The organism is Azohydromonas caseinilytica (genome assembly GCF_012927045.1).
Classification (GTDB): Bacteria; Pseudomonadota; Gammaproteobacteria; order Burkholderiales; family Burkholderiaceae_C; genus Azohydromonas; species Azohydromonas caseinilytica.
Genome location: NZ_JABBFW010000007.1, coordinates 64,800 through 89,619 on the forward strand (window position 1 = coordinate 64,800; position 24,820 = coordinate 89,619).

Genomic DNA, 24,820 nt, shown 5'->3' on the forward strand with positions numbered 1-24,820 from the left:
CAGGCGCGCGAAAGCGTGCTGTCAAGGCTTGGGCACTAGCGGTCCTGGCGGGCGCCTCTGCGGGCGCCTCGTTGCTCAGGGTCGTCAGGGATTGCGCGGCACTTCAGTTCGTGGCGCGGACCGAACAATGCCATGCCCGGCGGCTGTAAGCGTTACGGCATCTCTTGAGGCGTAAAAAGATGCGTTTGAGCCCCGCCAACGAAGTTGGCGGGGCTCGCGTGACAAACGTCACACGGGCAACAGGCGTGCCGCCGTCACCTTGAAGCCCGGGATCTTGGCCACCGCGTCCAGCGCATCGCCGGTGAGCGTGTTGGCCGCGGCCTCCCAGAACGCGAAGGGCAGGAAGAGCTGGCCGCGCTGCACCTGGTCGCTGATGCTTGCGCGTGCAACCACGCCGCCATGGTGCGTCTCCAGCCTCACCATCGCGCCGTCGGCCACGCCCAGCCCCACTGCATCCAGCGGATGCAGGCTCACCAGCGCCTCGGGCGAGATCGCGTCGAGCATGCTGGCGTGGCGCGTCATGGCCCCGGTGTGCCAGTGCTCCAGCACGCGGCCGGTGGTCAGCACGAAGGGATAGTCGGCATCAACGCGTTCCACGCCGGGGCGGAATTGCGTGGGCACCAGCGTGGCGCAGCCGTCACTGGTGGGGAAGCTGTCGATGAACACCACGCTCTGGCCGGGCTCGTCCTCGGCCGGCGCGGGCGTCACCACCGCCTCCTCGCGCAGCAGGCGGCTCCAGGGCACGCCCGCCAGCGGCGCCATCACCGCGCGCATCTCCTCGTACACGCGCGCCACCGGCGCCTCGGCGGCCCGCTGGCCGTCGCCATCCTCGGCATGCCAGTAGCTCCAATCGGCGCCCAGTCGCCGGCCGATCTGCTCGATGACCCAGAGGTCCTGCATCGCCAGCCCCGGCGGCGTGACGGCCGGGCGGCCGATCTGGATGAGCCGGTCGGTGTTGGTGTAGGTGCCCCATTTCTCGGGCTGCGCCGAGGCGGGTAGCACCACGTCGGCCAGCAGCGCGGTCTCGGTGGCGAAGATGTCCTGCACAACCAAGTGTTGCAACTCCGCCAGCGCCTGGCGCGCGAAATTGAGGTCTGGGTCGCTCATGGCCGGGTTCTCGCCCTCCACGAACAGGCCGCGGATGCGCCCCTCGTGCGCCGCATGCATGATCTCCACCACCGTCATGCCCGGGCGCGCGTCGATGTTGCCGCCCCACAGCGCCTCGAACTGCGCGCGCACCGCCGCCTCGCTCACGCGCTGGTAGTTGGGCAGCATCATCGGGATCAGGCCCGCATCGCTGGCGCCCTGCACGTTGTTCTGCCCGCGCAGCGGATGCAGCCCGGTGCCGGGCCGGCCAATCTGGCCGGTGGTCAGCGCCAGCGCGATGAGCGCGCGCGCGTTGTCGGTGCCGTACACGTGCTGGCTCACGCCCATGCCCCACAGGATCATCGCGCTGCGCGCGCGGGCGAAGCTGCGCGCCACCTCGCGGATGGTCTCTGCCGGGATGCCGCAGATCTCGGCCATGCGCTCGGGCGTGGCCTCGGCCACCGAGGCCTTCAGCTGCTCGAAGCCGTTGACGCGCGCGGCGATGAAGCCCTCGTCGGCCAGGCCCTCGTGGATCACCACGTGCAGCATCCCGTTGAGCAGCGCCACGTCGGTGTCGGGGCGGAACTGCAGGTGCCACTTGGCGCGGCGCGAGAGCTGCTGGCGGCGCGGATCGGCGATGATCAGCGTTGCGCCCGCATCCACGGCGTTCTTGATGAAGCTGGCCGCCACCGGGTGGTTCACGGCCGGGTTGGCGCCGATGAGGAAAATCACTTCCGCCTGCGCCACGTCCGCTACCGGGTTGCTCACCGCGCCGGAGCCGATGCCCTCCAGCAGCGCCGCCACCGAGCTGGCATGGCACAGCCGCGTGCAGTGGTCCACGTGCGAGCTCCTGAACACCTGGCGCACCAGCTTCTGGAACAGATAAGCCTCCTCGTTGCTGCCCTTGGCCGAGCCGAAGCCCGCCAGCGGCGACTCGAAGCCCGGGCCGGCCGCGTCGCGGATGCGGCTGAAGCCGTTCGCGGCCAGCTCCAGCGCCTCCTCCCAGGTGGCCTCGCGGAACAGCTCGTCCAGGCGCTTGGCGCCCGACTTCACGGCCTCGATGTCGGCCGGGTCCTTCCTGGCGCCCTCGCGGCGCACCAGCGGCGTGGTCAGGCGGCGGGCGTTGTGGATGTAGTCGAAGCCGTAGCGGCCCTTGACGCACAGCCGCCCATGGTTGGCCGGGCCGTCGCGGCCGGTGACGGTGTGGATGCGCTCGCCGCCCTGGCCGTCGGGGCCGACGTTCCAGGTCAGCTGGCAGCCCACGCCGCAGTAGGGGCACACCGAATCGACCTGCTTGGTGATCTCGGCCAGCCCCGCGCCGCGCGCCGGGCTGAGGGCGCCCGTGGGGCAGGCCTGCACGCACTCGCCGCAGGCCACGCAGCTGGACTGGCCCATGGGGTCACCGGCGTCGAAGACGATGCGCTCGGCCGCGCCGCGCAGCGCCAGGCCGATCACGTCGTTGCCCTGCTCCTCGCGGCAGGCGCGCAGGCAGCGCGTGCACTGGATGCAGGCGTCGAGGTTGACGGCGATGGCGGCGTGGCTGAGGTCCGGCGCGGCGTAGCCGCGCGGCCGTGCGGGCAGCCGGCCCGTGGGCACGTCCAGCGCGCGTGCCCACTGCGTGAGCTCCGAGGCCTTGGTGTACTCGTCGGTGCTGCCGGCGTCGCTCACCAGCAGCTCCAGCACCATGGCGCGCGCCTTGACGGCGCGCTCGCTGTCGATCTTGACCTTCATGCCCGGCGCGGCGGCGCGGCAGCAGGAGGCGCTGAGCGTGCGCTCGCCCTCCACTTCCACCATGCACGCGCGGCAGTTGCCCACCGGGCGCAGGCCGTCGGTATGGCAAAGGTGCGGGATCTCCACGCCCTCGCGCCGGGCCACCTGCCACAGCGTCTCGCCGGGCGTGGCCTGGACGGTGCGGCCGTCGAGCTGCAGCTCGATGGGCTCGGCCGCCTGGATGGGAATGCGTGCGTTCATGGCTGCAGCTCCTGCGGGAAATAGTTGATGACGCAGTCCACCGGGTTGGGCGCGGCCTGGCCCAGGCCGCAGATGGAGGCGTCGCGCATGACTTGCGACAGCTCGGCCAGCAGCGCTTGGTTCCAGCGGTCGGTGGCGATGAGCTCTTCGATCTTGGCCGTGCCGCTGCGGCAGGGCGTGCACTGGCCGCAGCTCTCGTCGGCGAAGAAGTGCATGAGGTTGCGCGCGGCATCCACGGCGCGGTCGTGCTGCGACAGCACCATCACCGCCGCCGAGCCGATGAAGCAGCCGTGGGGCTGCAGCGTGTCGAAGTCCAGCGGCACGTCGGCCAGCCGCGCCGGCAGGATGCCGCCGGAGGCGCCGCCGGGCAGGTAGGCATAGAGCTCGTGGCCGGGCAGCATGCCGCCGCAGTATTCGTCCACGAGCTCGCGCAGCGTGATGCCCGCGGGCGCCAGGTGCACCCCGGGCTTCACCACGCGGCCCGAGACCGAGAAGCTGCGCAGGCCCTTGCGGCCGTTGCGGCCCTGGCTGGCGAACCAGTGCGGGCCGCGCTCGATCAGGTCGCGCACCCAGTACAGCGTCTCGAAGTTGTGCTCCAGCGTGGGGCGTCCGAACAGGCCCACCTGCGCCACGTAGGGCGGGCGCAGGCGCGGCATGCCGCGCTTGCCCTCGATGGACTCGATCATCGCGGACTCCTCGCCGCAGATGTACGCGCCCGCGCCGCGGCGCAGCTCGATGGTGGGCAGGCCCCCGGCGGGCGGATCGTCCTGCAGCTTGGTCAGCTCGGCCTGCAGCAGCGCGCGGCAGGCGTGGTACTCGTCGCGCAGGTAGATGTAGACGGCATCGATGCCCACGGCCCAGGCGGCGATGAGCACGCCTTCCAGGAAGCGGTGCGGATCGCGCTCCAGGTAGTAGCGGTCCTTGAAGGTGCCGGGCTCGCCCTCGTCGATGTTCACGGCCATCAGGCGCGGTCCCGGCTCCTTGCGCACCAGGCGCCACTTGCGCCCGGTGGGAAAGCCCGCGCCGCCCAGGCCGCGCAGCCCGGCGTCTTCCAGCGTGCAGAGCACGGTCTCGATGTCGCGCTCGCCGCGGCGGCAGGCCTCCAGCAGCCGGTAGCCGCCGGCGGCGCGGTAGTCGCTCAGGTCCGCGTAGGACTCCGGGTCGTGCGTGCTCAGGCCCTGCTGCACGGCCTCGACCACCGTCTCCACCGTGGCCTGCGGCAGCGGATGCTGGTGCACCACGGCCACGGGCGCCTGCTCGCAGCGGCCCACGCAGGGGGCAGGGATCACGCGCACGTCGGCGTCCAGCAGTTGCGGCAGGCGCTCCAGCAGCTCGTGCGAGCCCGCCATCGCGCAGCTCAGGCTCTCGCACACGCGCACCGTCAGGCGCGGCGGCGCGGGGTAGGCGCCACTGGCGTCCTCGCGCACCACGTCGAAGTGGTGATAGAAGCTCGCGACCTCGTAGACCTCGGTCTGCGCCAGCCTGAAACGCTGCGCCAGCGCCGCCAGGTGGTCGGTGCGCAGCTGGCCGAAGCGGTCCTGCAGCGCGTGCAGGTGCTCGATCAGCAGGTCGCGCCGCAGTGCCAGGTGGGCGGTGGCTGCTTCCACCTCGGCCAGGGCCGTGGCCGTCACGGGCCGCTCGCGCTGGGTGCGCTGCGCCCGCCTGGGGGCGTCCGCCTCCAGCGGGCGGATCGGTATCACGCTGCTCATCGACGTCTCCTTCAGGCGGCTATGTCGCGTCCGCCATATGTTTCAATCGACCGAAACTTCCGTCGGCCTTGACGGCACCATAGCCGCGGCACCGGTTTCAAATATGCAAAGGCTTGCCATATGTTCCGCATCCGCATTTCGCCGCGCTGGGAGCTGGGCCGGCAGGACGGCACCCAGTCCGAAGCCGACACCACGGCGCTGATCGCGCTGCTGGGCGCCATTGCCGAAACCGGCGCGATCGCCGAGGCGGCGCGCGGGCTGGGGCTGAGCTATCGCAACGCCTGGGGGCAGATCAAGCGCGCCGAGGGGCTGTTCGGGCAGCCGCTGCTGGTGGCCGGGCGCGGGCGCGGCTCCACGCTCACGCCGCTGGCCGAAAAGCTCATCTGGGCCGACAAGCGCATCGCCGCGCGGCTGTCGCCGCTGCTGCAGTCGCTGGCCTCGGAGCTGGAGGGCGAGCTGGAGCGCACGTTGCCCGTGCCGCCGCGCGCGCTGCGCCTGCACGCCAGCCATGGCTTCGCGGTGGCGGCGCTGCTGGAGCAACTGCAGGCGGCACAGCTGCCGCTGGAGCTGCGCTACCGCAACAGCTTCGAATCGGTGGCGGCGCTGGCGCAGGGCGAATGCGAACTCGCGGGCTTTCACGTGCCCATCGGCGAGTTCGAGACCGCCGCGGCGCAGCGCTACAGCCCCTGGCTGCGGCCCGAGAAACACCGGCTGGTGCACCTGGCGGTGCGCAGCCAAGGGCTGTTCGTCGCGCCCGGCAACCCGCGCCGCGTCACGGGCATCGACGATCTGAAACGCCCGGACCTGCGCTTCGTGAACCGCCCCGCCGGCTCGGGCACGCGGCTGCTGACGGAACTGCTGCTGGCGCGCCATGGCCTGTCGCCGCGGCAGGTGCAGGGCTTCGACAACGCCGAGTTCACGCATGCGGCGGTGGCGGCCTACATCGCCAGCGGCATGGCCGACGTGGGCATCGGCGTGCAGACCGCGGCGCAGCGCTTCGGGCTGCACTTCATTCCGCTGCTGCGCGAGCGCTATTTCCTGGCCTTCAACGCCGCCGACGAGGCCCGGCCGGACCTGCAGGCGTTGCTGGCGCTGATGCGCTCGCAGCCCTACCGCGCCGCAGTGGCGGCGCTGCCGGGCTACGAAGCCGCGCGCACCGGCGAGGTGTGCGGGGTGCGGGAGGCGGGGTTGGTGGGTTGACGCGGCCGCCTTCCCTTATGGTCTGCGCATGCCAGACCTGAGCACCCTCGAACCTCCCGCCGCCCTGGCCTGGATCACCGGCCATCCCTGGGCCTACCCGGCGCTGGAGGCGGCGCACATCACGGGCATCGCGCTGCTGGTGGGCAGCCTGGTGGTGTTCGAGCTGCGGGCCTGGGGGCTGGGCCGGGAGCTGGCGGCGCCGGTGCTGGCGCGGCTGGCGCTGCGCGTCTCGCTCGCCGGCTTCGCGCTGGTAGCCACCAGCGGGCTGCTGATGTTCGGCAGCCAGCCCGGCGAGCTGTTTGCCAACCGTTACTTCATGGCCAAGCTGGCCCTGTTGCTGGCCGCCGGGCTCAACGCCGTGCTGTTCCACGTGCGCGGCGGCGTGGCGCGGCTGGACGGCGTGGCGCGGGCCCAGACCGCGTTGTCGCTGGGGCTGTGGCTGGCGGTGATCATCTGCGGTCGCTGGATCGCCTACGCCTGAAGCAAGGAAGGAACGCCCATGGATCTCAAGAGACGACTGCTGCTGGCCTCCGGGGCCTTGGCCCTGCTGCGCACCGCGCGCGCGCACCATGGCTGGAGCAGCTTTGACCAGAGCCGCCCCATCTACATCGAGGGCGCGGCGCGCGAAGTGCGCTGGCGCAATCCGCACGTGGAGCTGGTGCTGGAGCTGCCGCCCACGCTGGCCCTGCCGCCAGACCTGCGCCAACGCCCGCTGCCGGCCCAGAGCGCCAACGTGGACGGCACCACGCTGCTGGCCAACGCCAAGCTGCCCAGCCGCAAGGACAAGCGCTGGACCGTCGAGCTCGCGCCGCTGACGCGCATGCAGGCCTGGAACGTCCCGCGCATCGAGCGCGACACCAGCGTCGGCGTGCTGGGTTTCACCTTTGCCGAGGAAAAGGGCGACCCGGTGCTGCGCGCCGAGTACCTGTTCCTGGACGGCAAGACTTATGGGCTGAGGTCGTCGCCGGCGTGAGCCCGGTGGCCGGGCGGGCCGGCCTGCACGCTCGCCCTCTCCACGTCGTCCAGCACTTCAACCAGATCCCCCGGCCCGCCGAAGGCCCCCGAGCGCGTGTGGCAGACCACGCCATCCCAGCGCCCGCCCACCAGCCGCGCGCTGCCCCAGCCCGGCCGCCGCAGCGCCCGCTCGGAGCGCAGGCCCTGCGCGCCCAGCGCCCGGCACAGCGCCAGCAGGGTGTCGCCGCCCACGACCACCAGCACGCCCGGGCGCGGCGCCTGTTTGGCCATCAGCACCGCCTGGCGTGACAGCAGCGCCGCCGCCTCGGCGGCCGTGATCTTTTCCTGCGGAGACAGATCGAGCAGGCGCGGATAGCGCTGCGCCTCACACACCAACGCCGCCGGATCGGAGGCATCGAAGCACTGGTCCGCCCAGCGCGACTGCCGCAGTACGCGCCACTGCTGGCGCGACACCGGGTGATAACTGGCGCTCACCAGCATCGCGGCGCCCGTGCCGGCCTCATCTGCGGGAGCGTCCACGCCTGCGGAGCGCAGCTTCCCCGCCAGGGCATGCGCCAGCCCGGCGCTGCCGCACCACAGCCAGCGCGCCGCCTCGGGGCGCCCGGCCAGCGCGGCCACCGCCGCCATTTCCTCATCGCTGCGGACGTCGGGAATCCAGGCCCAGCCGGGCTGCGCCGCGCCCGAGTCCTGCGGGCCGGACAGCACGCGCCAGCCACGCCCGCGCAGGGCCTCAGTGATGGAGACGTCTGCGACGGGGGAGCGCGCCGCATCGGGCCGCACGACCCATTGCCGGCCGTCCTCGGTGACGCGCCCCTGCGCTGGAAAAGCCGGCGCGAAAACGATGCCTTGGAAGCCGCCCTGCCGCGCCAGCAGGTCCGCCTCATCGAAAGTGTTGCCGCGCAGCAGGCTGTCCACCTTCTTGAAGGCGATGTCCGCGTCCCGCAGCCACGCCAGGCTGGGCTCCAGCAGGTCCGGCAGGGCCTCCATCGGCACGTCGCGCGTGGCAGTGGCGACGATGTCGATGGCCGAGGCCGGGCCAGGCGCCGGCTGCCCCAGGTGCACCGGCACGCCGGCGCCGAAGGCGGCGGCGCAGTCCAGCGCGCCGGTCAGGTCATCGGCCAGGATGCGCAGCGTGGTCATGGCTGCACCTTCACCACGGTCAGCTTGAGATCCAGCGCGCGCAGCCGCTCCTCCTCGGCGGCCGAGAGGCCGCTGTCGGTGACCAGCTCACCCACCTCGTCCAGCGCGGCGATTCGCATGAAGGCACGCGGCCGGAACTTCGAGGAGTCCACCAGCAGCCGCGTGCTGTTGGCCGCCTTCATCAGCGCGCGCTTGACCGCGGCCAGCTCGGCCGAGGTCTCGGAAATCACGTTCTCCGTCACCGCGTGCGCGCCCATGAGCAGCACGTCGGCGCGCAGCGCGCCGGCCTGGTCGATGAGCGTCTGGCCGATCACGGTGGTGCTGCCGGGACGCAGCATCCCGCCGAGCATGTGCACCTGCACCAGCGGCGACTTGCCCAGCACCTGGGCGATGACGAGGTCGTTGGTCACGGCGGTGAGCGGAATCTGGCGCCGCACCGCCGCGCGCGCGGCTTCCAGTACGGTGGTGCCGCTGTCGAAGATCACGCTCTGGCGCGGCAGCAGCGCCTCGGCCGCGGCCTGCCCGATGGCCGCCTTCTCGCGCGGTGACAGCTCGGCCGCCGCTTCCGGCTCGGGCTCGAAGGTGGCGTATTCCGGTGCCTGCTGGCGCAGCAGCGCGCCGCCATGCGTGCGGTCCACGACGCCCTCGGCCGCCAGAGTGTCCAGGTCGCGCCGCAGCGTGGACAGCGATGCGCCCAACGCCTGTTCGAGCTGGCCGATGGTGACCGCGCCGTGCACGCGCAGGAAATCGACGATGCGCTGGCGCCGCTGCGCCGGCAGCAGCGGCGAGGCGGACGCATCCGCAGTGGCGGTGGTGTCTGGAATCGAGGACATGGCGTGATCCGGTTGCTTGTGGTCAATCATGCCACAGCGAGTGGTGTTTTGTGATTGATGTTGATTGTTTGTGGATTCTTGTGATTGAATTCGATCACTGGTTTTCACGAAGCGTCATCAGAAGGCGCAACAACCCCGGAGACAACGCCATGAACGATCACAAAGCTGCACCGGCGCGCATCCGCATGCCGCTCCGCCTCCAGGCCGCCTGACCTCATTCACTCATCCATGGACCGCGACATGAGCACACCCATCCGACTGGCCTTCACGATGGGCGATCCCGCCGGCATCGGGCCCGAGATCATTGCCAAGGCCACCCGCGAGATGGCTGCCCTGGTGCAGGCCGGCCGCGCCGAATTCATCGTCCTGGGCAGCGCGGCCGCCATGGCGCAAGCCGAGGCCACGCTGGGCCTGCCGGCCGCCGGCGCTGACGGGCGCGCCTTCTACCGCATGGTCGATGTCGGCCCGGTCGATGCGCCGGTCGTCACCGGCCAGGTCTCGGCCGCGGGCGGCGAGTGGGCCTACCGTGCCGTGGAAAAGGCCACGCGCATGGTGCAGGCCGGCGAGGCGGACGCCATCGTCACCGGGCCGCTGTCCAAGGAGGCGCTGCACCTGGCGGGCCATCATTTCGAAGGCCACACCGAGTTGCTAGCGCACCTGACCGGCCAGCGCGACGCCGTGATGATGCTGGCCCACGGCGACATGCGCGTCACGCACGTCACCACCCACTGCGCGCTGGCCGACGTGCCGCGCCGCATCACGCCCGAGCGGCTGCGCCGGGTCTTCGACGTCACGCTGGACGCCATGCGCGCGCTGGGCATCGAGCAGCCGCGCGTGGCCGTGGCCGGCCTCAATCCGCACTGCGGCGAGGGCGGCATCCTGGGCACCGAGGACGACCGCATCATCGCCCCCGTCATCAAGGAGTACACCGACCGCGGCCAGGGCCTGATCGGCCCGGTGCCTGGCGACACCGTGTTCATCAAGATGCGTGGCCGACAGTTCGACGCGGTGGTGGCGATGTTCCACGACCAGGGCCACATCCCGCTCAAGCTGCTGGGCTTCCAGGTCGATCCGGCCACGGGCGCCTGGCAGGCCATCAGTGGCGTCAACATCACGCTGGGCCTGCCGATCCTGCGCACCTCGGTGGACCACGGCACGGCCTTTGACATCGCCGGCAAGGGCGTGGCCAACGCCAACAGCGTGGTCGAGGCGGCCGAGTACGCCCTCCAGCTCATTGCCGGCCGCAAGGCCGTCGCGGCGGCCCAGCCGGCCACGGCGGGAGCGCAGTCGTGAGCGGCCGGCTGCACCCCCACGCCGAGGACCCGGCACGCGAAGTGGCCGACCTGCCCTCGCCCCGCGTCCAGGCCCATGCCGCCAACCTGATGGTGCTGGCCGACGGCACGCTGGCCTGCGTCTGGTTCGGCGGCACGATGGAAGGCAAGTCCGACATCTCGGTGTTCATGTCGCGGCTGGAGCCGGGCTCGCGCCAGTGGAGCGAGCCGGTGCAGCTTTCCGACGACCCGGACCGCTCCGAGCAGAACCCGATCCTGTTCCCCGCGCCCAACGGCGAGCTGTGGCTGCTGCACACCGCGCAGACCGCCGGGCACCAGGACACCTCGGTGGTGCGCCGGCGCGTCTCGCACGACAACGGCCGCAGTTGGGCCCCGACCGAGACGCTGAAGGACGCGCCCCCGGGCACCTTCGTGCGCCAGCCGGTCCAAATCCAGCCTGACGGCAGCTGGCTGCTGCCCATCTTCAACTGCCGCACTCTCCCGGGCCAGGCCTGGGACGGCAGCCTGGATGACAGCGCCGTGCTGCGCTCCACCGACCAGGGCGCCTCCTGGCAGCGCATCGAGGTGCCCGGCAGCCTGGGCTGCGTGCACATGAGCATCGTGCCCGCCGCCAAGGAAGGCGGCCTGCTGGCCTTCTTCCGCAGCCGCTGGGCCGATCACGTCTACCGCAGCCACAGCGAGGACGGCGGCCTGAGCTGGAGCGCTCCGCAGCCCACCGTGCTGCCCAACAACAATTCCTCCATCCAGGCCCTGCGCCTGGCCGACGGGCGGCTGGCGATGATCTTCAACGCCAGCAGCGCGAAGGACGCCACCGCCCGGCGCGAGTCGCTCTACGACGAGCTGGAGGACGAGGGCCAGGGCAGCGACAAGGCGCAGCCGGTTGCGGGCGCGACCACGGCCGCCGAAGCGCCCGCGCGCCGCGCCTTCTGGGGCGCGCCGCGTGCGCCGCTGACGCTGGCGCTGTCCGAGGACGACGGCCTGACCTGGCCGTGGCAGCGCCACCTGGAGGTGGGCGACGGCTACTGCATGAGCAACAACTCCGCGCAGCGCCTGAACCGCGAATATTCCTACCCGTCCCTGCGCCAGGGCGCCGACGGCGCGCTGCACCTGGCCTACACCGTGTTCCGCCAGCACATCCGCCACGTGCGGCTGATGCCGGACTGGATCACCCAGCAGACCACCGCATGAAGGAGCGCCCGAGCATGAGCGCATCGACCTACGCCATCCTCAACCCGGGCCGCGTCATCGCCGGCGCCGGCAGCATCGAGCAGCTGGCCGCGCTGGCTGGAACCGACTTCGGCGCCCGCCATGCGCTGGTGGTCAGCGACAAGGGCGTCGCTGCCGCCGGCCTGGTGCAGGGGCCCTGCGCCGCGCTGGAAGCGGCCGGCCTGCGCGTCACGCTGATCGACAGCACGCCGCCAGAGCCCGACGTGCGCGACGTGGAAGCCATCATGGAAGCGGCGCACGCCGCCGGCGCGCCGGACCTGGTGGTCGGCATTGGCGGCGGCAGCGCCATGGACGTGGCCAAGATCGTGGCCGTGCTGCTGGCGCACAAGCAGGACCTGCGCGAGCTGCTGTCGAAGAAGGCCGAGATCCCGGCGCGCGGCCTGCCCACGGTCATGGTGCCGACCACGGCCGGCACCGGCTCGGAGGCCACGCCCAATTCGATCATCCTGGTCCCCGAGGACGAGCTGAAGGTGGGCATCGTCAGCGCGCGGCTCATGCCCGACGCGGTGATCCTCGATCCGCTGCTCACGCTGACCCTGCCGCCGGCCGTCACCGCCTCCACCGGCATGGACGCGCTCACGCACGCCATCGAGTGCTACTGCTCCAGGAAGGGCAACCCCTTCAGCGACCTGTACGCGCTGGAGGCCATCCGCCTGATCGCGCGCAGCATCCGCCGCGCCGTGTCCGATGGCCGTGACGTGGCGGCGCGCGAGGACATGCTCATGGGCGCCTACTGGGGTGGCGTGTGCATCGCCACCTCCAGCACCACCGCCGTGCACGCGCTGGCCTACCCGCTGGGCGGCAAGTACCGCATGCCGCACGGGCTGTCCAACGCCATCCTGCTGCCCTCGGTAATGGCGTTCAACCTGGTGGGCAACGAGAAGCGCTTTGCCGCCATGGCACGCGCCATGGGCCTGGACACCGAGGGCCTGAGCGACGCCGAGGCCGGCGGCGCCTTCGTCGAGGAGCTGAAACGCCTCAACGCCGACCTGGGCGTGCCGGCGCACCTGCGCGGCTGGGGCATCGACGAGACGCACCTGGACGGCCTGGTCGAGGGCGCATCCAAGGTCACGCGGCTGCTGGACAACAACCCGCGGCCCATGAGCCGCGAGGACATGCGCGCCCTCTACGCCGCGCTGCTGTAACGACAAGACTGAAGGAGACAAGCATGAACAATTCCCTCCCCCGCAACACCTTCAAGCAGGCCCTGCTGGCGAACCGCCGCCAGGTCGGCCTGTGGGTGACCTTCGCGCACCAGCCCATTGCCGAAGTCCTGGCGGACTCGGGCTTCGACTGGCTGCTGTTCGACATGGAGCACAGCCCCACCGACCTGCACCAGGTCGGCCAGCAGCTGCTGGCCGTGCGCGGGCGCGAGGTTGCGCCCATCGTGCGCGTGCCGGTGCTGGACGGCACCTGGATCAAGCGCGTGCTCGATGCCGGCGCACCGAACGTCATGATTCCCAACGTGCGCTCGGCGGCCGAGGCGCGCGACGCCGTGGCCTTCACCCGCTTCGCGCCCGAAGGCCTGCGCGGCGTGGCCGGCAGCACCCGCGCCGGCAACTACACCCGCTACAAGGACTACATGGCCCGCGCCAACGACGAGATCGGCGTGATCGTGCAGATCGAGTCGCGCGAGGCGCTGGACGAGCTGGACGCCATCTGCCGCGTGCCGGGCGTGGACGCCGTCTTCATCGGCCCCTCGGACCTCGCCGCCAGCCTGGGCTACCGCGGCCAGTCCGGCCACCCGGACGTGCAGGCCGCCATCGCGCAGGCCTTCCGCACCGCCAACGCCGCGGGCAAGGCCGCCGGCGTGCTGGCCGCCGACGGCAAGGCCGAGTACTACTTCGAGGCCGGCGCAACGATGGTTGGCGTGGGCACCGACCTGCACCTGCTCATCGCCGGCGCGGATGCGGTCGCGGCGCGCTACGTGCAGCGCTGATTCCATTCTTGTTTTGCTCGTGAAGTAATCCGTTCGCACTGAGGTATCGAAGTGCGAATCCGACAGCCTGCGATGGCTGCATCACGGTGGGGGCCGTTCATCCTTCGATACCTCAGGACGAACGGAATTACTTCATCGAAAGAAGAGACGGAGTTTGTGCATCCGTCTCAACCTGCCTGATTCCACCTTCCACCGGCAAGAAAAACGCTCCAGCGCTCCCCTTTGCGGGGCGGCGTGGCGGAGCACTGTCCTGAACGACCCAGGAGACAAACCATGCAACGACGTCATCTTCTTCGCGCGGCTGCGGCCGCTGGGCTGCTGGCCGCTTCGGTGGCCGCGACGGCGCAGGGCGGCTATCCGTCCAAGACCATCACCATGGTCGTGCCCTTCCCGCCCGGCGGCACGCTGGACGTGGTGGCGCGCCAGCTGGCGCAGAAGCTCGGCGAGCAGATGGGCCAGACGGTGGTGGTGGACAACCGTCCCGGCGGCGCCGGCACCATCGGCGCGGTGGCGGTGAAGAACGCGCCGGCCGACGGCCACACGCTGCTGTTCAGCGCCTCGACGCTGACCACGACGCCCATGACCCTGAAGAGCGCACCCTACGACGTGGTCAAGGACTTCGCGCCGGTGGCGCTGGTGGCCAAGGCGCCGCTGGCGGTGGCGATCAACAAGAACCTGCCGATCTCGGACGTGAAGAGCCTGGTGTCCTATGCCAAGGCCAACCCCGGCAAGCTCAGCTTCGCCATCGGCTCGACGGCCTCGGCCGGCCACCTCTCCACCGAGCTGCTGCGCCGCGCCAGCGGCATCGAGTACCTGATCGTGCCCTACAAGGGCTCGGCGCCGGCCTACCAGGACCTCATCGGCGGGCAGATCGACGGCTTCATCGATCCCATCCTCGGCTCCTCCTCGTACGCCAAGGCCGGGCAGCTGAAGGTCGTTGCCGTGACCTCCAAGGAGCGCGTGCCGAGCCTGCCCAACGTGCCGACGGTGGGCGAGACGGTGCCGGGCTACGAGTTCTACAGCTGGTACGGGCTGTGGGCGCCGGCCAAGCTGCCGGCGGACATTGCCCAGAAGCTCAACGCCGAGGTCAACAAGGCCCTGAACGGCGAGATGCGCGACAAGCTGCAGCAGCAGGGCGTGCTGGTGACGCCGGGCTCGATCAACGACTTCGTGAGCTTCCAGCGCGACGACATGGCGCGCGCGGCCAAGATCATTGCCGAGGGGCGCATCCGTGCCGAGTGAGGCACCGCGCCGGGCGCTGGTCACCGGCAGCTCCTCGGGCATCGGCCTGGCCATCGCCCAGCGGCTGCTGGCCGAGGGCTGGCAGGTGACCGGGCTGCAGCGCGGGCCGGCGGCCATCGACCATCCGGCCCTGGCGACGCTGCGGGTGGACCTGGGCGACGGCGACGCGCTCGGCCAGGTGCTGGCCGACAGGGAGCCGCCCGACGCCGTGGTGCATGCCGCCGGGGTGCTGCGCCCGGCCCCGCTGGGGCAGCTTCAGCCCGCTGACGGCGAGCTGATGTGGCGGCTGCACGTGGACGCCGCCACCCGGCTGGCCGACGCGCTGCTGCCGCGCATGGCCGCGGCCGGCCGCGGGCGCCTGGTGTTGATTGGCAGCCGGGTGTCGGCCGGCATGCCCGGGCGCAGCCAGTACGCGGCCAGCAAGGCGGCGCTGGTGGCGCTGGCGCGCAGCTGGGCCGCGGAAGTGGCGGCGCAGGGCGTCACGGTCAACGTCGTGTCCCCGGCCGCCACCGACACGCCCATGCTGGCCGACCCGGGCCGCGCCGCGTCGCAGCCCAGGCTGCCACCCATCGGCCGCCTGATCCGGCCCGACGAGGTGGCGGCGCTGGTGGCGTTCCTGCTGTCCGATGCGGCCGCGGCCATCACCGGGCAGGACGTTCAAATTTGCGGCGGGTCTTCGTTGCCGCGCTGAGCGACGGCCGGCGGCGGGCCGCCACGCCCGCCCGCCGCCCTGTCTTTACAGCACGAAGTCCGTCGCGCCCAGCGCCGTGGGCACCGTGCCGATGAGCTGGATCTCGTACTCGGCCGCCGCGTCCGTGTCGGTGTTGATGGACACGATGCCGCCGGCGTAGCGCACCTGGCCGGCGGCCGTGCCGAAGCCGGTGGTGACGAGGCTGAAGGCCTGGTCGCCGGCCAGGGCCGCGTTGGCGTCGATCAGCGAGAGGTCGATCCTGTCCTGTCCGCGCGTGAAGTCGGTGATGACGTCGCGCGCCGTGCCCAGGCCCAGGTCGGTCCATGCCGCGAAGCGGAAGACATCGTTGCCGATGCCGCCGGTGAGCCGGTCGGTCCCGGCGCCGCCGATGAGCACGTCGTTGCCCGCGCCGCCGTCGAGCGTGTTGGCTGCCGCGTTGCCGGTGATCACGTTGTTGGCGGCGTTGCCCGTGCCGTTGAGGGCTGCGGCACCCAGCAGCACCAGGTTTTCCACATTGGCGCCCAGCGCGTAGCTGACGGCCGCCTGCACCGTGTCGATCTCGGTGGCCAGGGTGGAGGTTTCGGTCACCCGGTCGCCCACGGCATCGACCACGTAGGTGTCGTTGCCCGTGCCACCGATCAGCAGGTCATTGCCCGCGCCGCCGTTGAGCGTGTCGTTGCCGGCGTCGCCGCTGAGCGTGTTGGCCGCCGCGTTGCCGGTGATGAGGTTGTGGGCGGCGTTGCCCGTGCCGTTGAGGGCCGCGGAGCCGGTGAGCTGCAGGTTCTCCACGTTGACGCCCAGCGTCCAGGACACGCCGGCCAGCACCGTGTCGATCTCGGCGGCCGCGGCGTTGAGGTCGAGCACGCGGTCGCCGGCGTTGTCCACGATGTAGGTGTCGCTGCCGGCGCCGCCGACCAGCTGGTCCGCGCCGAGGCTCCCGTCCAGCGTGTCATTGCCGGCGCCGCCCGAGAGGCTGTCGTTGCCCGCGCCGCCGAAGAGGCTGTCGTTGCCGGCGTAGCCGCTGAGCACGTCCGACGCGCTGCCGCCTCGGATCTGGTCGTTGCCGGCCAGCACGATGTTCATCATCTCCTCGACGGGCAGGTCCGCGTCCGGGTCGGTCGTGATCCACAGCTCGAAGCCGCTGAACCGGTACACCGGGGCGCCGGCGCTGTTGACCATGGAAAAGGCCTTGATCGTGCCGCTGGGCTCGCCCCCCGCGTAGCTCAGCCCGATGCCTTCCCAGGTCACGCGGTAGCCGGTGGCGGCATCCCGCGCGGCAAAGACCGTGGGGGTGAAGGCCGTGATCTGGCCGAAGTCCAGCACATTGGGCGTGCCCAGCCAGAAATTGAACATGCCGATGGCCGGCGTGTTGAGCTTGATGGCCACGGTGCTGGTGCTGGCGTCGAAGATCGCCATGGTGTTGTTCTCCTTGTTGGCGGCGGCGGCTTTCTTGCTCGCGCGCGGTTCTGATCCATGTGGGCCGGCCGGGCGCGCCGGCGCAGGCGCTGCCCGCGACAGTGGCCGTTTCCCGGGCAACCAACGGGATTGTAGTTAGAGGGCTAAGGCGGCCTGCCCGGGCATCGAGCCCGAGCGCCCGGCCGTCTCGACGGAGGTTGCTTGTCCTCCCGAGGCCCGGCTCCCGGCGGACGCCGCGCCCTGCATCAGCCTGGGGCTGCGCTCAGACCGTGGCGCCCCGGCGCCGGCGGGCGCGCAGCCCCAGCAGGCCCAGTCCCGCTGCGAAAAGCGCGCTGCTGGCGGGCTCGGGAATCAGCGCGGCGGGGCGGGCGTCGAACTCGCCCAGGAAGAGGTGGGTGAAGCTCGCTGCCCCGTTGCTGTCATTGACGAAGGTGGCCGTGACCCGCCCGGCAAGCCGCACGTCGCTGGGGCCGAACTTCGGGTTGGCATAGGCGCGGGCCTCGAAGGTGTCCAGGTAGGAGGCCAGGTAGCCGCCGACGAATTCGCTCCTGGGCGCACCCGGCACCCGGTCCGCGTGCATCTCCATGAGGTAGTCCGCGGTCACGGTCGCGGCGGTGAACGGCGCCAGCAGGTGGGTCAGCTCGCCGAAGGTGTGGACGTTGACGCCGCCGCGCAGCGACGCGCCCTCCCCGGCCATGCCCTCGGCCACCACGTGGAAGCGGTCCTGGGTGGCGGTGACTTCGCTGTAGCCCCAGCCCCAGGGCTTCTGCATCCGGAACGAGATCGAGCGCTGCTGCGGCTCGTAGGCCCACTCGGAACCGCCGTCCTGCTTGACCTGCACGGAGGCGTAGCTGCCGAGGATGCCCAGGACCTGGTGGCCCGCCGCGATGCCGTCGTCCGGCGTCAGGTCCGTGACCTCGACGCGCAGATTGTTGAACTCCATGTGGGCGCTCAGCGCGGCCAGGGCACCCGGCGCGGCGGCGGCAAGCAGCAGGGGAAGCATGAACTTCATGGCGCATCTCCTTGCGGGCGCACGGCCCGGCACGGGGCGGGCAATCCGGTTTCCCGTGGAGGTGGCGAACCCGCTGGATGCGGCAGCGCGCCTGGGGCATGGCGCTTGCGGCACGAAATCCGGAATGGGGCGCCGGGGAGGAAAAGGGGCAGGCCGAGTCGGTGGGGATTTGACTGGAGGTAGGCAGCCATCAGTACAGGTACGGCGCCACTGGTTCATCGTGCCCGCGAAGGCAGGCATGACGTTACTGCTGCGGCCGAGTCCCGCTCGACGCAGCGCGTGGACCGTGCAAAGCGGCGTGCTGTGCCAGTTACGCTGCCCGCTCCTCCACCTCAACCCCCAACATCCCCACGAATTTCTCCCCCACTGCCAGCACCACCGGCTGCCTTACCCGCACCGGCTCGATGCAGATGAATTGGCGCCAATCCCCGTCCGGCAAATCCTTCAATGCCTGCGCGCCCTCGCGGCCCGGGTTCCACACCATCCATTCGCTGAAATTCGAGGCAGTGAGTTTCAGGCGCGTGGCGCCGCTCAGCAGCGTCAATGCCGGGCTGCCGGCATACAGCCGCTCGACAATGTTCTCACCGAATTGCAGCTCCGCCTCGTCCTGCCGCGTGAGCTCCGGCTGGTAGCGGTCCGACACCGGCAAACCCTGCAGCCCCAGCACGCGCGCCTGCAATGAGTCGTCCACCGCGAAATACGGGTGCAGCCCACCGGTGAAGGAAAATTCGCTGTCGCCGGTATTCAACACCGTGAAGCGGAAATCCACGCGCTGGCCTTGCGCCCATACTTCCAGCTCCAGCCGCACCGCATGGGGCCAGACCGAAACGTCACCCTTGGCAATTTCGAGCACGTAATGCAGCCGCTCCTGCCCGGCGTCGGCGCCATGCTCCAGCAGCGTCCAGTCCATATTGCGGGCAAAGCCATGCTTGACCAGCGGGCCCACGTCCGCAAACTGCGGAAACAGCACCGGCACACCGCCGCGCGCCGGGCCCATGAACTGGCTCGCCAGCGGGCTGCAATAGAACACGGGCGTACCGCTCAAATCGGCCTGCAGGACTTGTGCCCCCAGCGGGCGGTGCGTGAGCAGGGTCATGACCATGAATCCCAGGGTTGAATTGGATGAAAATACCGCGTGGCTTTCATTGAAAATGATGAAACCACTGGGTGCCGTGATTTGGGCATTCTAGCCTCCTGCCCTGCGCCATCGCGCCCAATCCTGGGCGTCGTGGTGCGTCGCGCCGGAAGCGGGTGAGCCAGGGAACGGCGCTTGCCGCCCCGCGGGCTCCCCCTTCGAAGGAGCCTGACATGGCTGAAATGATCGCCGTTGCTTTCGACAATCCCACCCAGGCCGACGAGGTGCTGGACGAGCTGCGCCGCCTGCAGCAGGAGTATCTGATCGACCTGGAGGATGCCGTGGTGGTGGTGCGCCGCCCGGACGGAGAAATCAAGCTCAAGCAGAGCGTGAATCTGGTCGGCATGGGCGCGGCCTCGGGCGGGTTGTGGGGCGGATTATGGGGCTCGCTGGTGGGCCTGCTATTTTTGAATCCCCTGGCCGGTTTTGCCGTGGGCACCATGGTCGGCGCCGGCAGCGGCGCGCTGTCCGGAAAGATCACCGACTACGGCATCAACGACGATTTCATCCGCTCCATTGCCCAAACCTTGCAACCGAATAACTCGGCCATTTTCGTGCTGGTGCGCAAGGTGCAGCCGGATAAGGTGCTGGAGCAGTTGTCCCGCTTCAAGGGCCGGGTGCTGCGCTCCTCGCTGTCGCCCGAGCAGGAGGCGCGGCTGCAGCAGGCGCTCAGCGGCGGGGCGGCTGCGGCGGGCACGGCCTAAAGTCATTTGACAGGTACGACAAACCGCGGCGTGGCCGGGCATCCGGGGGTTTTCCCAGGACTCTGCCTCGAATGGGCTAAAAGCCCGGTGTGGACAAGGTTGGGTGCCCTGGCTTGAAGTGTTTTCCGCAGGCTGCCTGAGCCTGTGGGAGACCTTATGAAACGCTTTCTTCTTGCCGGTTTGCTGGTCGGGGCGTCCATATTCCACCCGGGCTGGGCGCAGGACGCGCAAACCCATTCAGCCGCCGCCCTGAACAAGGTGCCGCCACGCTACCAGGTGCATGCGCTGGGCACCTTGGAAAACGGCTCCAGTTATGCGCGCTCGCTCAATACCAGGCGCCAGGCGGCGGGGTATGTCACCTTCAATATCGCCGGCGAAATGCGCCCGGCGCTGTTCGAACTGGGAAAATTGCCCGTCCCGATTTATACCGATGGCCCCGGCGAGGCCACGGGCATCAACGCCGACGGGGAAATCGTGGGCTGGTACCTGTGCGGTGACAAGAAACAGGCTTTTCTCTGGAAGAACCATCAGCTGCAGTTGCTGATGTCGCCTGTCGGCGGCGAATCGGTGGCTACCGCCATCAACGACCGCTCCGAGATCGTCGGCTGGTTCGAGATGGCGCCCGGCGTGACGCATGCCTTCCACTACCACAAGGGGCGCATGACCGACCTGGGCCGCTGGGGCGGCCGCTCCGCGCAGGCCACGGCCATCAACCGCAAGGGCGAGATCGTGGGTTTCCGCGAAAAGTGGCGTGAGGGCCGGCTCGTCAGGCAGGGAGTGCGGCTGTCGCGCCAGCAGGGTGCCGAGCTGCTGCGCCCGCCCGCGGAGTTCGACAACCTGGTGCCCTCCGGCATCAATGAGCGGGGCGAAGTGGCCGGGACGATGTGGGCCAGCAACCGACCCTTCGACTTCGAGACCTTCGCTTTTGCCACCCGCGAGGGCCAGGTGGTCAACCTGCAGCGCCCGGGCTGCTGCTTCGGCACGGCCGGGGTGGCGATCAACCGCAAGGGGCAGGTGGTGGGCTACAACTTCGACCGCCTCGGCGACCCGCACGAGAACCTGACGCTGTGGGACCCGCAGCGCGGGCAGATCGGCCTGTCGGGCCTGAAGACGGCGCTCGACCAGGGCTGGTACCAGCTGACCGAGGGCAACGACATCAACAACGACGGCGTGATCGTCGGCGCCGGCGTGCTGCGCGACCAGCAGCGCCCCTTCACCTCGAATCGCGCCGTGATGCTGATCCCGGATTGGGGACGTTGAGGCGGCCCCCGGGCCTCACACCCACCCCAGCCCGGCCTTCAGCAGCCACAGCCACACGCTGATGGTGAGGAAGGACAGCAGCATGGTCAGCAGCAGCGCGGCGGCGGCGAAGTTCTCCTCGCCATGCGCCTGCGCCAGGATGGGAAAGATGCTGAGCATCGGCATGGCGGCGAAGGCCGGCGCCGCCGCGCGCAGCGGGCCCTCCAGCGGCACCAGCATCAGCAGCGCCAGCACCGCCAGCGGGTGCAGGATCAGCTTGCCCAGCGCGATGGCCGCCACACTGCGCAGCTTGCCGTGCAGCTGCAGTCCCACCAGTGAACCGCCGATCACGAACAGCGCCACCGGCGCCGAGGCATTGGCCAGCAGCTGCACCGCGCGCGCCACCGGGGCGGGCAGCTGCAGGCCCAGCACCGACATCGCCAGCCCGGCCGAGATCGACAGGATCAGCGGATTGCCCGCCAGCCGCCGCAGCGTGCGCGCCAGCGTCGCGTGCCAGACCTTGGAGCTGTTGCCGCCGTCGGCCAGCGCCAGCGCCACCGGGATCATCAGCAGGTTCTCCACCAGCATGGTCAGCGCCATCGCCACCGCCGCCACCGGCCCCAGGAACTGCACCACGATCGGGTAGCCGACGAAGCCGCTGTTGGACGCGCTCATGCCCAGGCCGAAGTAGGCGCTGAAGGTGATGTCGCGCCGCTTCACCCGGCGCGCCCAGGTGAAGGCGGCCAGCATCACCGCCAGCGAGCCCAGCGCGTAGGCCAGCAGGAAGCTGCCGTTGAGGATCTCACCCACCCGGCGCGAGGACAGCGCCTGGAACATCAACGCCGGCAGCGCCAGCTGGATCACGAAGCGGCCCAGCACCCGCATCTCGGCCTTGTCGAACCAGCCACGCCGCCCGGCCAGGAAGCCCAGCGCGATCAGCAGGTAGATGGGAACGGTGATGGAGAGGATGTGCAGCATCGGCGGGCGGACAAAAAGAGCGCGGGCAGCACGGGCTGCGGCAGCCCGGCCGCCCGAAGGCGACCGGGCACCTTAAGGGTTTACCCGTGGTCTGTCGATGCACTGGGGTCCGGCCGTCCCGCCATGCGGGCCGGGACAGCAGAAATCGGTTTCCCAGACGGCAAGATCGTGCCGCGCGCGGCTTATCGTGGCAACCCTGCCGCGCATCCGGCACGGCCGCCCCGGCACGGCCGCCGCTGCCGCCCCGCCGCCCCGCCCCATCTCCGAGGAATTCCATGAGCGACCATCCGCAGTCCTATCTCGAACATGTCGCCGTGCGCGTGAAGGACATCCACTGGCACCTGCGTTTCTTCCGCGAGGTGCTGGGCCTGAGCATCCGCAAGGTGGACGGCGACCCGGCCGCGCCGCGCCAGGTCTGGACCCTCGGCGGCATGCAGTTCATCCACGATCCGGCCTTTGAAGGCCCGGAAGGACGCCTGGCGCACCTGGGCGTGATGACCAACGATCTGGACGCGGCGCTGGAGGCGGCAAAGCCTTTCGGCGTGAGCGAGATGCCGCAGGGCCGCAACTGGCTGCGCCTGCCCGACGGCCTGGCCGTGGAGATCATGCAGGCCAGCCCCGGCTCGGTGCAGGCGGCGCTGGCGGTGGACCCGCGCGCCTGAGGCCCGGCCCGAGCCAGCACCAGGAGACCGGCCATGACCGACCGCTACGCCATCGTCGGCAACCCCGTGGCGCAGGCGAAATCGCCGCAGATCCACGCCGAGTTCGCCCGCCAGCTCGGGCATGACCTGCAGTACCTGCGCCTGGAGGCGCCCGTCACGCCCGGCGGCTTCGCCGCCACGGTGGACGCCTTCCGGGCCCAGGGCGGGCGGGGCGTCAACGTCACGGCGCCCTTCAAGCTCGACGCCGTGGCCTACGCCACCGAGGCCTCCGATGCCGCGCGGCTGGCCGGCGCGGCCAACGCGCTGACCTTCGACGGCGCGCGGGTGCGCGCTGACAACTTCGACGGCGTCGGCCTGGTCAACGATCTGCTGCGCAACCAGCGCTTCGAGCTGGCGGGCCGGCGCCTGCTGATCCTGGGCGCCGGCGGCGCGGCCCGTGGCGCGCTGCTGCCGCTGCTGCAGCAGCGGCCGGCGGAGATCGTCATCGCCAACCGCACGGCGGCCCGGGCGCTGGCGCTGGCGCACGAGTGCGGCGCCGGCGCCGTGCGCGGCTGCGGCTTGGACGAGCTGGGCGGCTCGGCCTTCGACCTCGTCTTCAACGCCACCTCGGCCAGCCTGAGCGACGAGCTGCCGGCCGTGCCGGCGGCGGTGTTCGCCGGCGCGCGGCTGGCCTACGAGATGGCCTACGGCCGGGGCCTGACGCCCTTCCTGCGCCTGGCGCGGGATGCGGGCGTGCCGCGGCTGGCCGACGGCCTGGGCATGCTGCTGGAGCAGGCGGCGGAGGTTTTCAATTGGTGGCGCGGCGTGCGGCCCGACACCGCGGCGCTGCGGCGCCAGTGGGCCGTGCCGCTGGTGTGACCCCGCGCCCCGGGCCCCGGGCCCCGGGCGGGTAAGCTGCCGGCCTTTTTCGCCGGCCGCCGCGGCGCTCAGTCCCGCGGCCGCCCTTGTTCTCCCTCCACGACTCAGGAAGCCCCATGAAGATCCTCACGCTGCACGGCATCAACCTCAACATGTTCGGCAAGCGCGATCCCAAGCAGTACGGCACCGCCACGCTGGCGCAGATCGACGACCAGCTGCGCGCGCTGGGGCAGGAGCTGGGCGCGGAGGTGGAGTGCTTCCAGACCAATTTCGAAGGCGAGATGGCCGAGCGCATCCACCGCGCCCACACCGATGGCACCGACGCCGTGATCATCAACGCCGGCGCCTGGACGCACTACAGCTACGGCCTGCGCGACGCGCTGGCCATCCTCAAGTGCCCGATCATCGAGGTGCACATGTCCAACATCCACGCGCGCGAGGCCTTCCGCCACGTGTCCGTGATCGCCGAGATCGCGCGCGGCCAGATCGCCGGCTTCGGCGTGGACAGCTACCTGCTGGGCCTGCGCGCGGCGGTGTCGGCAGTGCAGCAGGGCTGAGCCGCCGATGGGCAGCCGATGAAGGGCGAGCGCCTGGGCATCGCGCTGCTGGTGCTGGCCACGGCCAGCTTCGCGGCGCTGGACAGCACCGCCAAGGCCGTGGGCGCCGCGGTGCCGGTGCTGGTGGCGATGTGGTTCCGCTACCTGCTGCAGGCCGCGGCCACCGGCGCGCTGGTGGTGGCGCGCAAGGGCCGCGGCGCCTTCGCCACGCGCCGGCCGCTGCTGCATGCGCTGCGCGGGCTGCTGTTCTCGGGCTCGGGCGTGCTGGCCTTCCTAAGCCTGCGACACCTGCCCATCGGCGAGTTCACGGCGCTGATGATGCTCACGCCGCTGCTGATCACGCTGCTGGCGGCCACCCGGCTGGGCGAGCGCGTGACGCTGCCGCAGTGGGCGCTGGTGGCGGGCAGCTTCGGCGGCGCGCTGCTGGTGATCCAGCCCGACGCGCGGGACTTCAAGTGGGCGATGCTGCTGCCCCTGGCGCTGGTAGTGGTCAACGCGGTGTACCAGCTGCTCACCAGCCGCCTCATGCGCGAGAACGACGCCGCCACGCTGCAGCTGTGGACGGGCAGCGTGGCGGTGGGCGTGACGACGCTGGCGCTGCCCTGGGCCGGCCCCTGGCCGGTGCAGCCGCAACTGTGGGCGCTGCTGGCGCTGATGGCGGTGTTCAGCACCGCCGGCCACACCATGCTGACCATGGCCTACGGCCACGCTCGCGCGCCCACGCTCACGCCTTTCCTCTACGCCCAGGTCGGCTTCGCCACGCTGGCGGGCTGGCTGGTGTTCGGCCACGCGCCCGACGCCTGGACGCTGCTGGGCATCGCCGTCATCGCCGCCTGCGGCGTGGGCGGCACCTGGCTGGCGGGGCACAGGGCGGGGCGCTGAGGGGTGAGGGCTGCTGGCGCGCCGTGATGCTGCCGCCGCGTGGTGCGAACGCGCCGTTGCGGCGCCGGAGCT

At 70.8% G+C, this 24,820-nt stretch carries 23 protein-coding genes; 15 read left to right on the plus strand and 8 right to left on the minus strand.

Annotated elements, in window-relative coordinates; translation table 11 throughout:
* Positions 1-228: 228 nt before the first annotated feature.
* Together fdhF and HHL10_RS11985 are read right to left on the minus strand one after the other, a co-directional pair.
* Entirely contained in the window at positions 229-3,057 is a 2,829-nt protein-coding gene (gene fdhF / locus HHL10_RS11980; protein ID WP_169160597.1) for a formate dehydrogenase subunit alpha, read from the minus strand.
* Positions 3,054-4,766 (minus strand): NADH-ubiquinone oxidoreductase-F iron-sulfur binding region domain-containing protein, encoded by a 1,713-nt coding sequence (locus HHL10_RS11985; protein WP_169160598.1) that lies wholly within the window; start codon positions 4,764-4,766, stop codon positions 3,054-3,056. Before HHL10_RS11985 ends, fdhF begins: the two co-directional genes overlap by 4 nt.
* 120 nt (positions 4,767-4,886) lie before the next feature.
* Here HHL10_RS11985 and HHL10_RS11990 point away from each other — a divergent pair, with 120 nt between their 5' ends.
* From HHL10_RS11990 to HHL10_RS12000, 3 genes are read left to right on the plus strand one after another with little or no spacing between them, the layout of a single operon-like run.
* Positions 4,887-5,966, plus strand: a complete 1,080-nt coding sequence (locus HHL10_RS11990) for a substrate-binding domain-containing protein (protein WP_169160599.1) — start codon at positions 4,887-4,889, stop codon at positions 5,964-5,966.
* Positions 5,967-5,994: 28 nt separating this feature from the next.
* Positions 5,995-6,447: a hypothetical protein gene (locus tag HHL10_RS11995; RefSeq protein ID WP_169160600.1), complete on the plus strand. Its 453-nt coding sequence runs from the start codon at positions 5,995-5,997 to the stop codon at positions 6,445-6,447.
* 18 nt (positions 6,448-6,465) lie between these two features.
* Complete coding sequence (locus HHL10_RS12000) at positions 6,466-6,939, plus strand: DUF6152 family protein (protein ID WP_169160601.1); 474 nt, start codon at positions 6,466-6,468, stop codon at positions 6,937-6,939.
* On the opposite strand, the gene HHL10_RS12005 is transcribed toward HHL10_RS12000, so the two are convergent.
* Positions 6,912-8,081 carry a four-carbon acid sugar kinase family protein gene (locus HHL10_RS12005; protein ID WP_169160602.1) on the minus strand — a complete coding sequence of 390 codons (1,170 nt, stop codon included), beginning with the start codon at positions 8,079-8,081 and terminating at the stop codon, positions 6,912-6,914. The genes HHL10_RS12000 and HHL10_RS12005 overlap by 28 nt on opposite strands.
* Positions 8,078-8,914 carry a DeoR/GlpR family DNA-binding transcription regulator gene (locus HHL10_RS12010; protein WP_169160603.1) on the minus strand — a complete coding sequence of 279 codons (837 nt, stop codon included), beginning with the start codon at positions 8,912-8,914 and terminating at the stop codon, positions 8,078-8,080. Before HHL10_RS12010 ends, HHL10_RS12005 begins: the two co-directional genes overlap by 4 nt.
* A 240-nt stretch (positions 8,915-9,154) precedes the next feature.
* Between HHL10_RS12010 and pdxA the strand changes: the two genes are divergently transcribed.
* From pdxA to HHL10_RS12040, 6 genes are all read left to right on the plus strand, one after another.
* Positions 9,155-10,207: a 4-hydroxythreonine-4-phosphate dehydrogenase PdxA gene (pdxA, locus tag HHL10_RS12015; RefSeq protein WP_169160604.1), complete on the plus strand. Its 1,053-nt coding sequence runs from the start codon at positions 9,155-9,157 to the stop codon at positions 10,205-10,207.
* Entirely contained in the window at positions 10,204-11,394 is a 1,191-nt protein-coding gene (locus HHL10_RS12020) for a sialidase family protein (RefSeq protein WP_310734584.1), read from the plus strand. The genes pdxA and HHL10_RS12020 overlap by 4 nt, the downstream gene beginning before the upstream one ends.
* Before the next feature lie 14 nt (positions 11,395-11,408).
* Entirely contained in the window at positions 11,409-12,578 is a 1,170-nt protein-coding gene (locus tag HHL10_RS12025) for an iron-containing alcohol dehydrogenase (protein WP_169160605.1), read from the plus strand.
* Between the two features lie 23 nt (positions 12,579-12,601).
* A complete protein-coding gene (locus HHL10_RS12030) occupies positions 12,602-13,372 on the plus strand; it encodes an HpcH/HpaI aldolase family protein (protein WP_169160606.1) in 771 nt (256 codons plus the stop codon).
* A gap of 273 nt (positions 13,373-13,645) precedes the next feature.
* On the plus strand, positions 13,646-14,614 hold the full coding sequence (locus HHL10_RS12035; RefSeq protein WP_169160607.1) for a Bug family tripartite tricarboxylate transporter substrate binding protein: 969 nt from the start codon (positions 13,646-13,648) through the stop codon (positions 14,612-14,614).
* On the plus strand, positions 14,604-15,305 hold the full coding sequence (locus HHL10_RS12040; RefSeq protein ID WP_169160608.1) for an SDR family NAD(P)-dependent oxidoreductase: 702 nt from the start codon (positions 14,604-14,606) through the stop codon (positions 15,303-15,305). Before HHL10_RS12035 ends, HHL10_RS12040 begins: the two co-directional genes overlap by 11 nt.
* 45 nt (positions 15,306-15,350) lie before the next feature.
* On the opposite strand, the gene HHL10_RS12045 is transcribed toward HHL10_RS12040, so the two are convergent.
* From HHL10_RS12045 to HHL10_RS12055, 3 genes are all read right to left on the minus strand, one after another.
* Positions 15,351-16,721 (minus strand): calcium-binding protein, encoded by a 1,371-nt coding sequence (locus HHL10_RS12045; RefSeq protein ID WP_169160609.1) that lies wholly within the window; start codon positions 16,719-16,721, stop codon positions 15,351-15,353.
* 262 nt (positions 16,722-16,983) lie between these two features.
* Positions 16,984-17,733 carry a PEP-CTERM sorting domain-containing protein gene (locus tag HHL10_RS12050; RefSeq protein WP_205833012.1) on the minus strand — a complete coding sequence of 250 codons (750 nt, stop codon included), beginning with the start codon at positions 17,731-17,733 and terminating at the stop codon, positions 16,984-16,986.
* Positions 17,734-18,043: 310 nt separating this feature from the next.
* Positions 18,044-18,829, minus strand: coding sequence for an aldose epimerase family protein (locus tag HHL10_RS12055; RefSeq protein WP_235971380.1), 786 nt, complete (start codon positions 18,827-18,829; stop codon positions 18,044-18,046).
* 212 nt (positions 18,830-19,041) lie between these two features.
* Here HHL10_RS12055 and HHL10_RS12060 point away from each other — a divergent pair, with 212 nt between their 5' ends.
* Positions 19,042-19,572 (plus strand): DUF1269 domain-containing protein, encoded by a 531-nt coding sequence (locus HHL10_RS12060; RefSeq protein WP_169160611.1) that lies wholly within the window; start codon positions 19,042-19,044, stop codon positions 19,570-19,572.
* Positions 19,573-19,728: 156 nt separating this feature from the next.
* The gene (locus HHL10_RS12065) at positions 19,729-20,832 is read left to right on the plus strand and encodes a DUF3466 family protein (protein WP_169160612.1); all 1,104 of its coding nucleotides are present in this window, start codon (positions 19,729-19,731) and stop codon (positions 20,830-20,832) included.
* Between the two features lie 15 nt (positions 20,833-20,847).
* Here HHL10_RS12065 and HHL10_RS12070 read toward each other — a convergent pair whose 3' ends face one another.
* Entirely contained in the window at positions 20,848-21,789 is a 942-nt protein-coding gene (locus tag HHL10_RS12070) for an AEC family transporter (RefSeq protein ID WP_169160613.1), read from the minus strand.
* A 275-nt stretch (positions 21,790-22,064) separates the two neighbouring features.
* Between HHL10_RS12070 and HHL10_RS12075 the strand changes: the two genes are divergently transcribed.
* From HHL10_RS12075 to HHL10_RS12090, 4 genes are all read left to right on the plus strand, one after another.
* On the plus strand, positions 22,065-22,451 hold the full coding sequence (locus tag HHL10_RS12075) for a VOC family protein (protein WP_169160614.1): 387 nt from the start codon (positions 22,065-22,067) through the stop codon (positions 22,449-22,451).
* Between the two features lie 33 nt (positions 22,452-22,484).
* Complete coding sequence (aroE, locus tag HHL10_RS12080; RefSeq protein ID WP_169160615.1) at positions 22,485-23,309, plus strand: shikimate dehydrogenase; 825 nt, start codon at positions 22,485-22,487, stop codon at positions 23,307-23,309.
* Positions 23,310-23,425: 116 nt separating this feature from the next.
* On the plus strand, positions 23,426-23,866 hold the full coding sequence (gene aroQ, locus HHL10_RS12085) for a type II 3-dehydroquinate dehydratase (RefSeq protein ID WP_169160616.1): 441 nt from the start codon (positions 23,426-23,428) through the stop codon (positions 23,864-23,866).
* An 18-nt stretch (positions 23,867-23,884) separates the two neighbouring features.
* A complete protein-coding gene (locus HHL10_RS12090; RefSeq protein WP_169160617.1) occupies positions 23,885-24,748 on the plus strand; it encodes a DMT family transporter in 864 nt (287 codons plus the stop codon).
* Positions 24,749-24,820 lie beyond the last annotated feature (72 nt).

Excerpts from the sequence above, each read along its gene's own strand:
- aroE (WP_169160615.1), top strand. The coding sequence starts at position 22,485 with ATGACCGACCGCTACGCCATCGTCGGCAACCCCGTGGCGCAGGCGAAA.
- HHL10_RS11995 (WP_169160600.1), top strand. The coding sequence starts at position 5,995 with ATGCCAGACCTGAGCACCCTCGAACCTCCCGCCGCCCTGGCCTGGATC.
- HHL10_RS12045 (WP_169160609.1), bottom strand. The coding sequence starts at position 16,721 with ATGGCGATCTTCGACGCCAGCACCAGCACCGTGGCCATCAAGCTCAAC.
- pdxA (WP_169160604.1), top strand. The coding sequence starts at position 9,155 with ATGAGCACACCCATCCGACTGGCCTTCACGATGGGCGATCCCGCCGGC.
- HHL10_RS12005 (WP_169160602.1), bottom strand. The coding sequence starts at position 8,081 with ATGACCACGCTGCGCATCCTGGCCGATGACCTGACCGGCGCGCTGGAC.
- HHL10_RS12035 (WP_169160607.1), top strand. The coding sequence starts at position 13,646 with ATGCAACGACGTCATCTTCTTCGCGCGGCTGCGGCCGCTGGGCTGCTG.
- HHL10_RS12070 (WP_169160613.1), bottom strand. The coding sequence starts at position 21,789 with ATGCTGCACATCCTCTCCATCACCGTTCCCATCTACCTGCTGATCGCG.
- HHL10_RS12075 (WP_169160614.1), top strand. The coding sequence starts at position 22,065 with ATGAGCGACCATCCGCAGTCCTATCTCGAACATGTCGCCGTGCGCGTG.
- HHL10_RS12030 (WP_169160606.1), top strand. The coding sequence starts at position 12,602 with ATGAACAATTCCCTCCCCCGCAACACCTTCAAGCAGGCCCTGCTGGCG.
- fdhF (WP_169160597.1), bottom strand. The coding sequence starts at position 3,057 with ATGAACGCACGCATTCCCATCCAGGCGGCCGAGCCCATCGAGCTGCAG.
- HHL10_RS12055 (WP_235971380.1), bottom strand. The coding sequence starts at position 18,829 with ATGACCCTGCTCACGCACCGCCCGCTGGGGGCACAAGTCCTGCAGGCC.
- HHL10_RS12010 (WP_169160603.1), bottom strand. The coding sequence starts at position 8,914 with ATGTCCTCGATTCCAGACACCACCGCCACTGCGGATGCGTCCGCCTCG.
- HHL10_RS12025 (WP_169160605.1), top strand. The coding sequence starts at position 11,409 with ATGAGCGCATCGACCTACGCCATCCTCAACCCGGGCCGCGTCATCGCC.
- HHL10_RS12060 (WP_169160611.1), top strand. The coding sequence starts at position 19,042 with ATGGCTGAAATGATCGCCGTTGCTTTCGACAATCCCACCCAGGCCGAC.
- HHL10_RS11985 (WP_169160598.1), bottom strand. The coding sequence starts at position 4,766 with ATGAGCAGCGTGATACCGATCCGCCCGCTGGAGGCGGACGCCCCCAGG.
- HHL10_RS12090 (WP_169160617.1), top strand. The coding sequence starts at position 23,885 with ATGAAGGGCGAGCGCCTGGGCATCGCGCTGCTGGTGCTGGCCACGGCC.
- HHL10_RS12050 (WP_205833012.1), bottom strand. The coding sequence starts at position 17,733 with ATGAAGTTCATGCTTCCCCTGCTGCTTGCCGCCGCCGCGCCGGGTGCC.
- aroQ (WP_169160616.1), top strand. The coding sequence starts at position 23,426 with ATGAAGATCCTCACGCTGCACGGCATCAACCTCAACATGTTCGGCAAG.
- HHL10_RS12065 (WP_169160612.1), top strand. The coding sequence starts at position 19,729 with ATGAAACGCTTTCTTCTTGCCGGTTTGCTGGTCGGGGCGTCCATATTC.
- HHL10_RS12000 (WP_169160601.1), top strand. The coding sequence starts at position 6,466 with ATGGATCTCAAGAGACGACTGCTGCTGGCCTCCGGGGCCTTGGCCCTG.
- HHL10_RS11990 (WP_169160599.1), top strand. The coding sequence starts at position 4,887 with ATGTTCCGCATCCGCATTTCGCCGCGCTGGGAGCTGGGCCGGCAGGAC.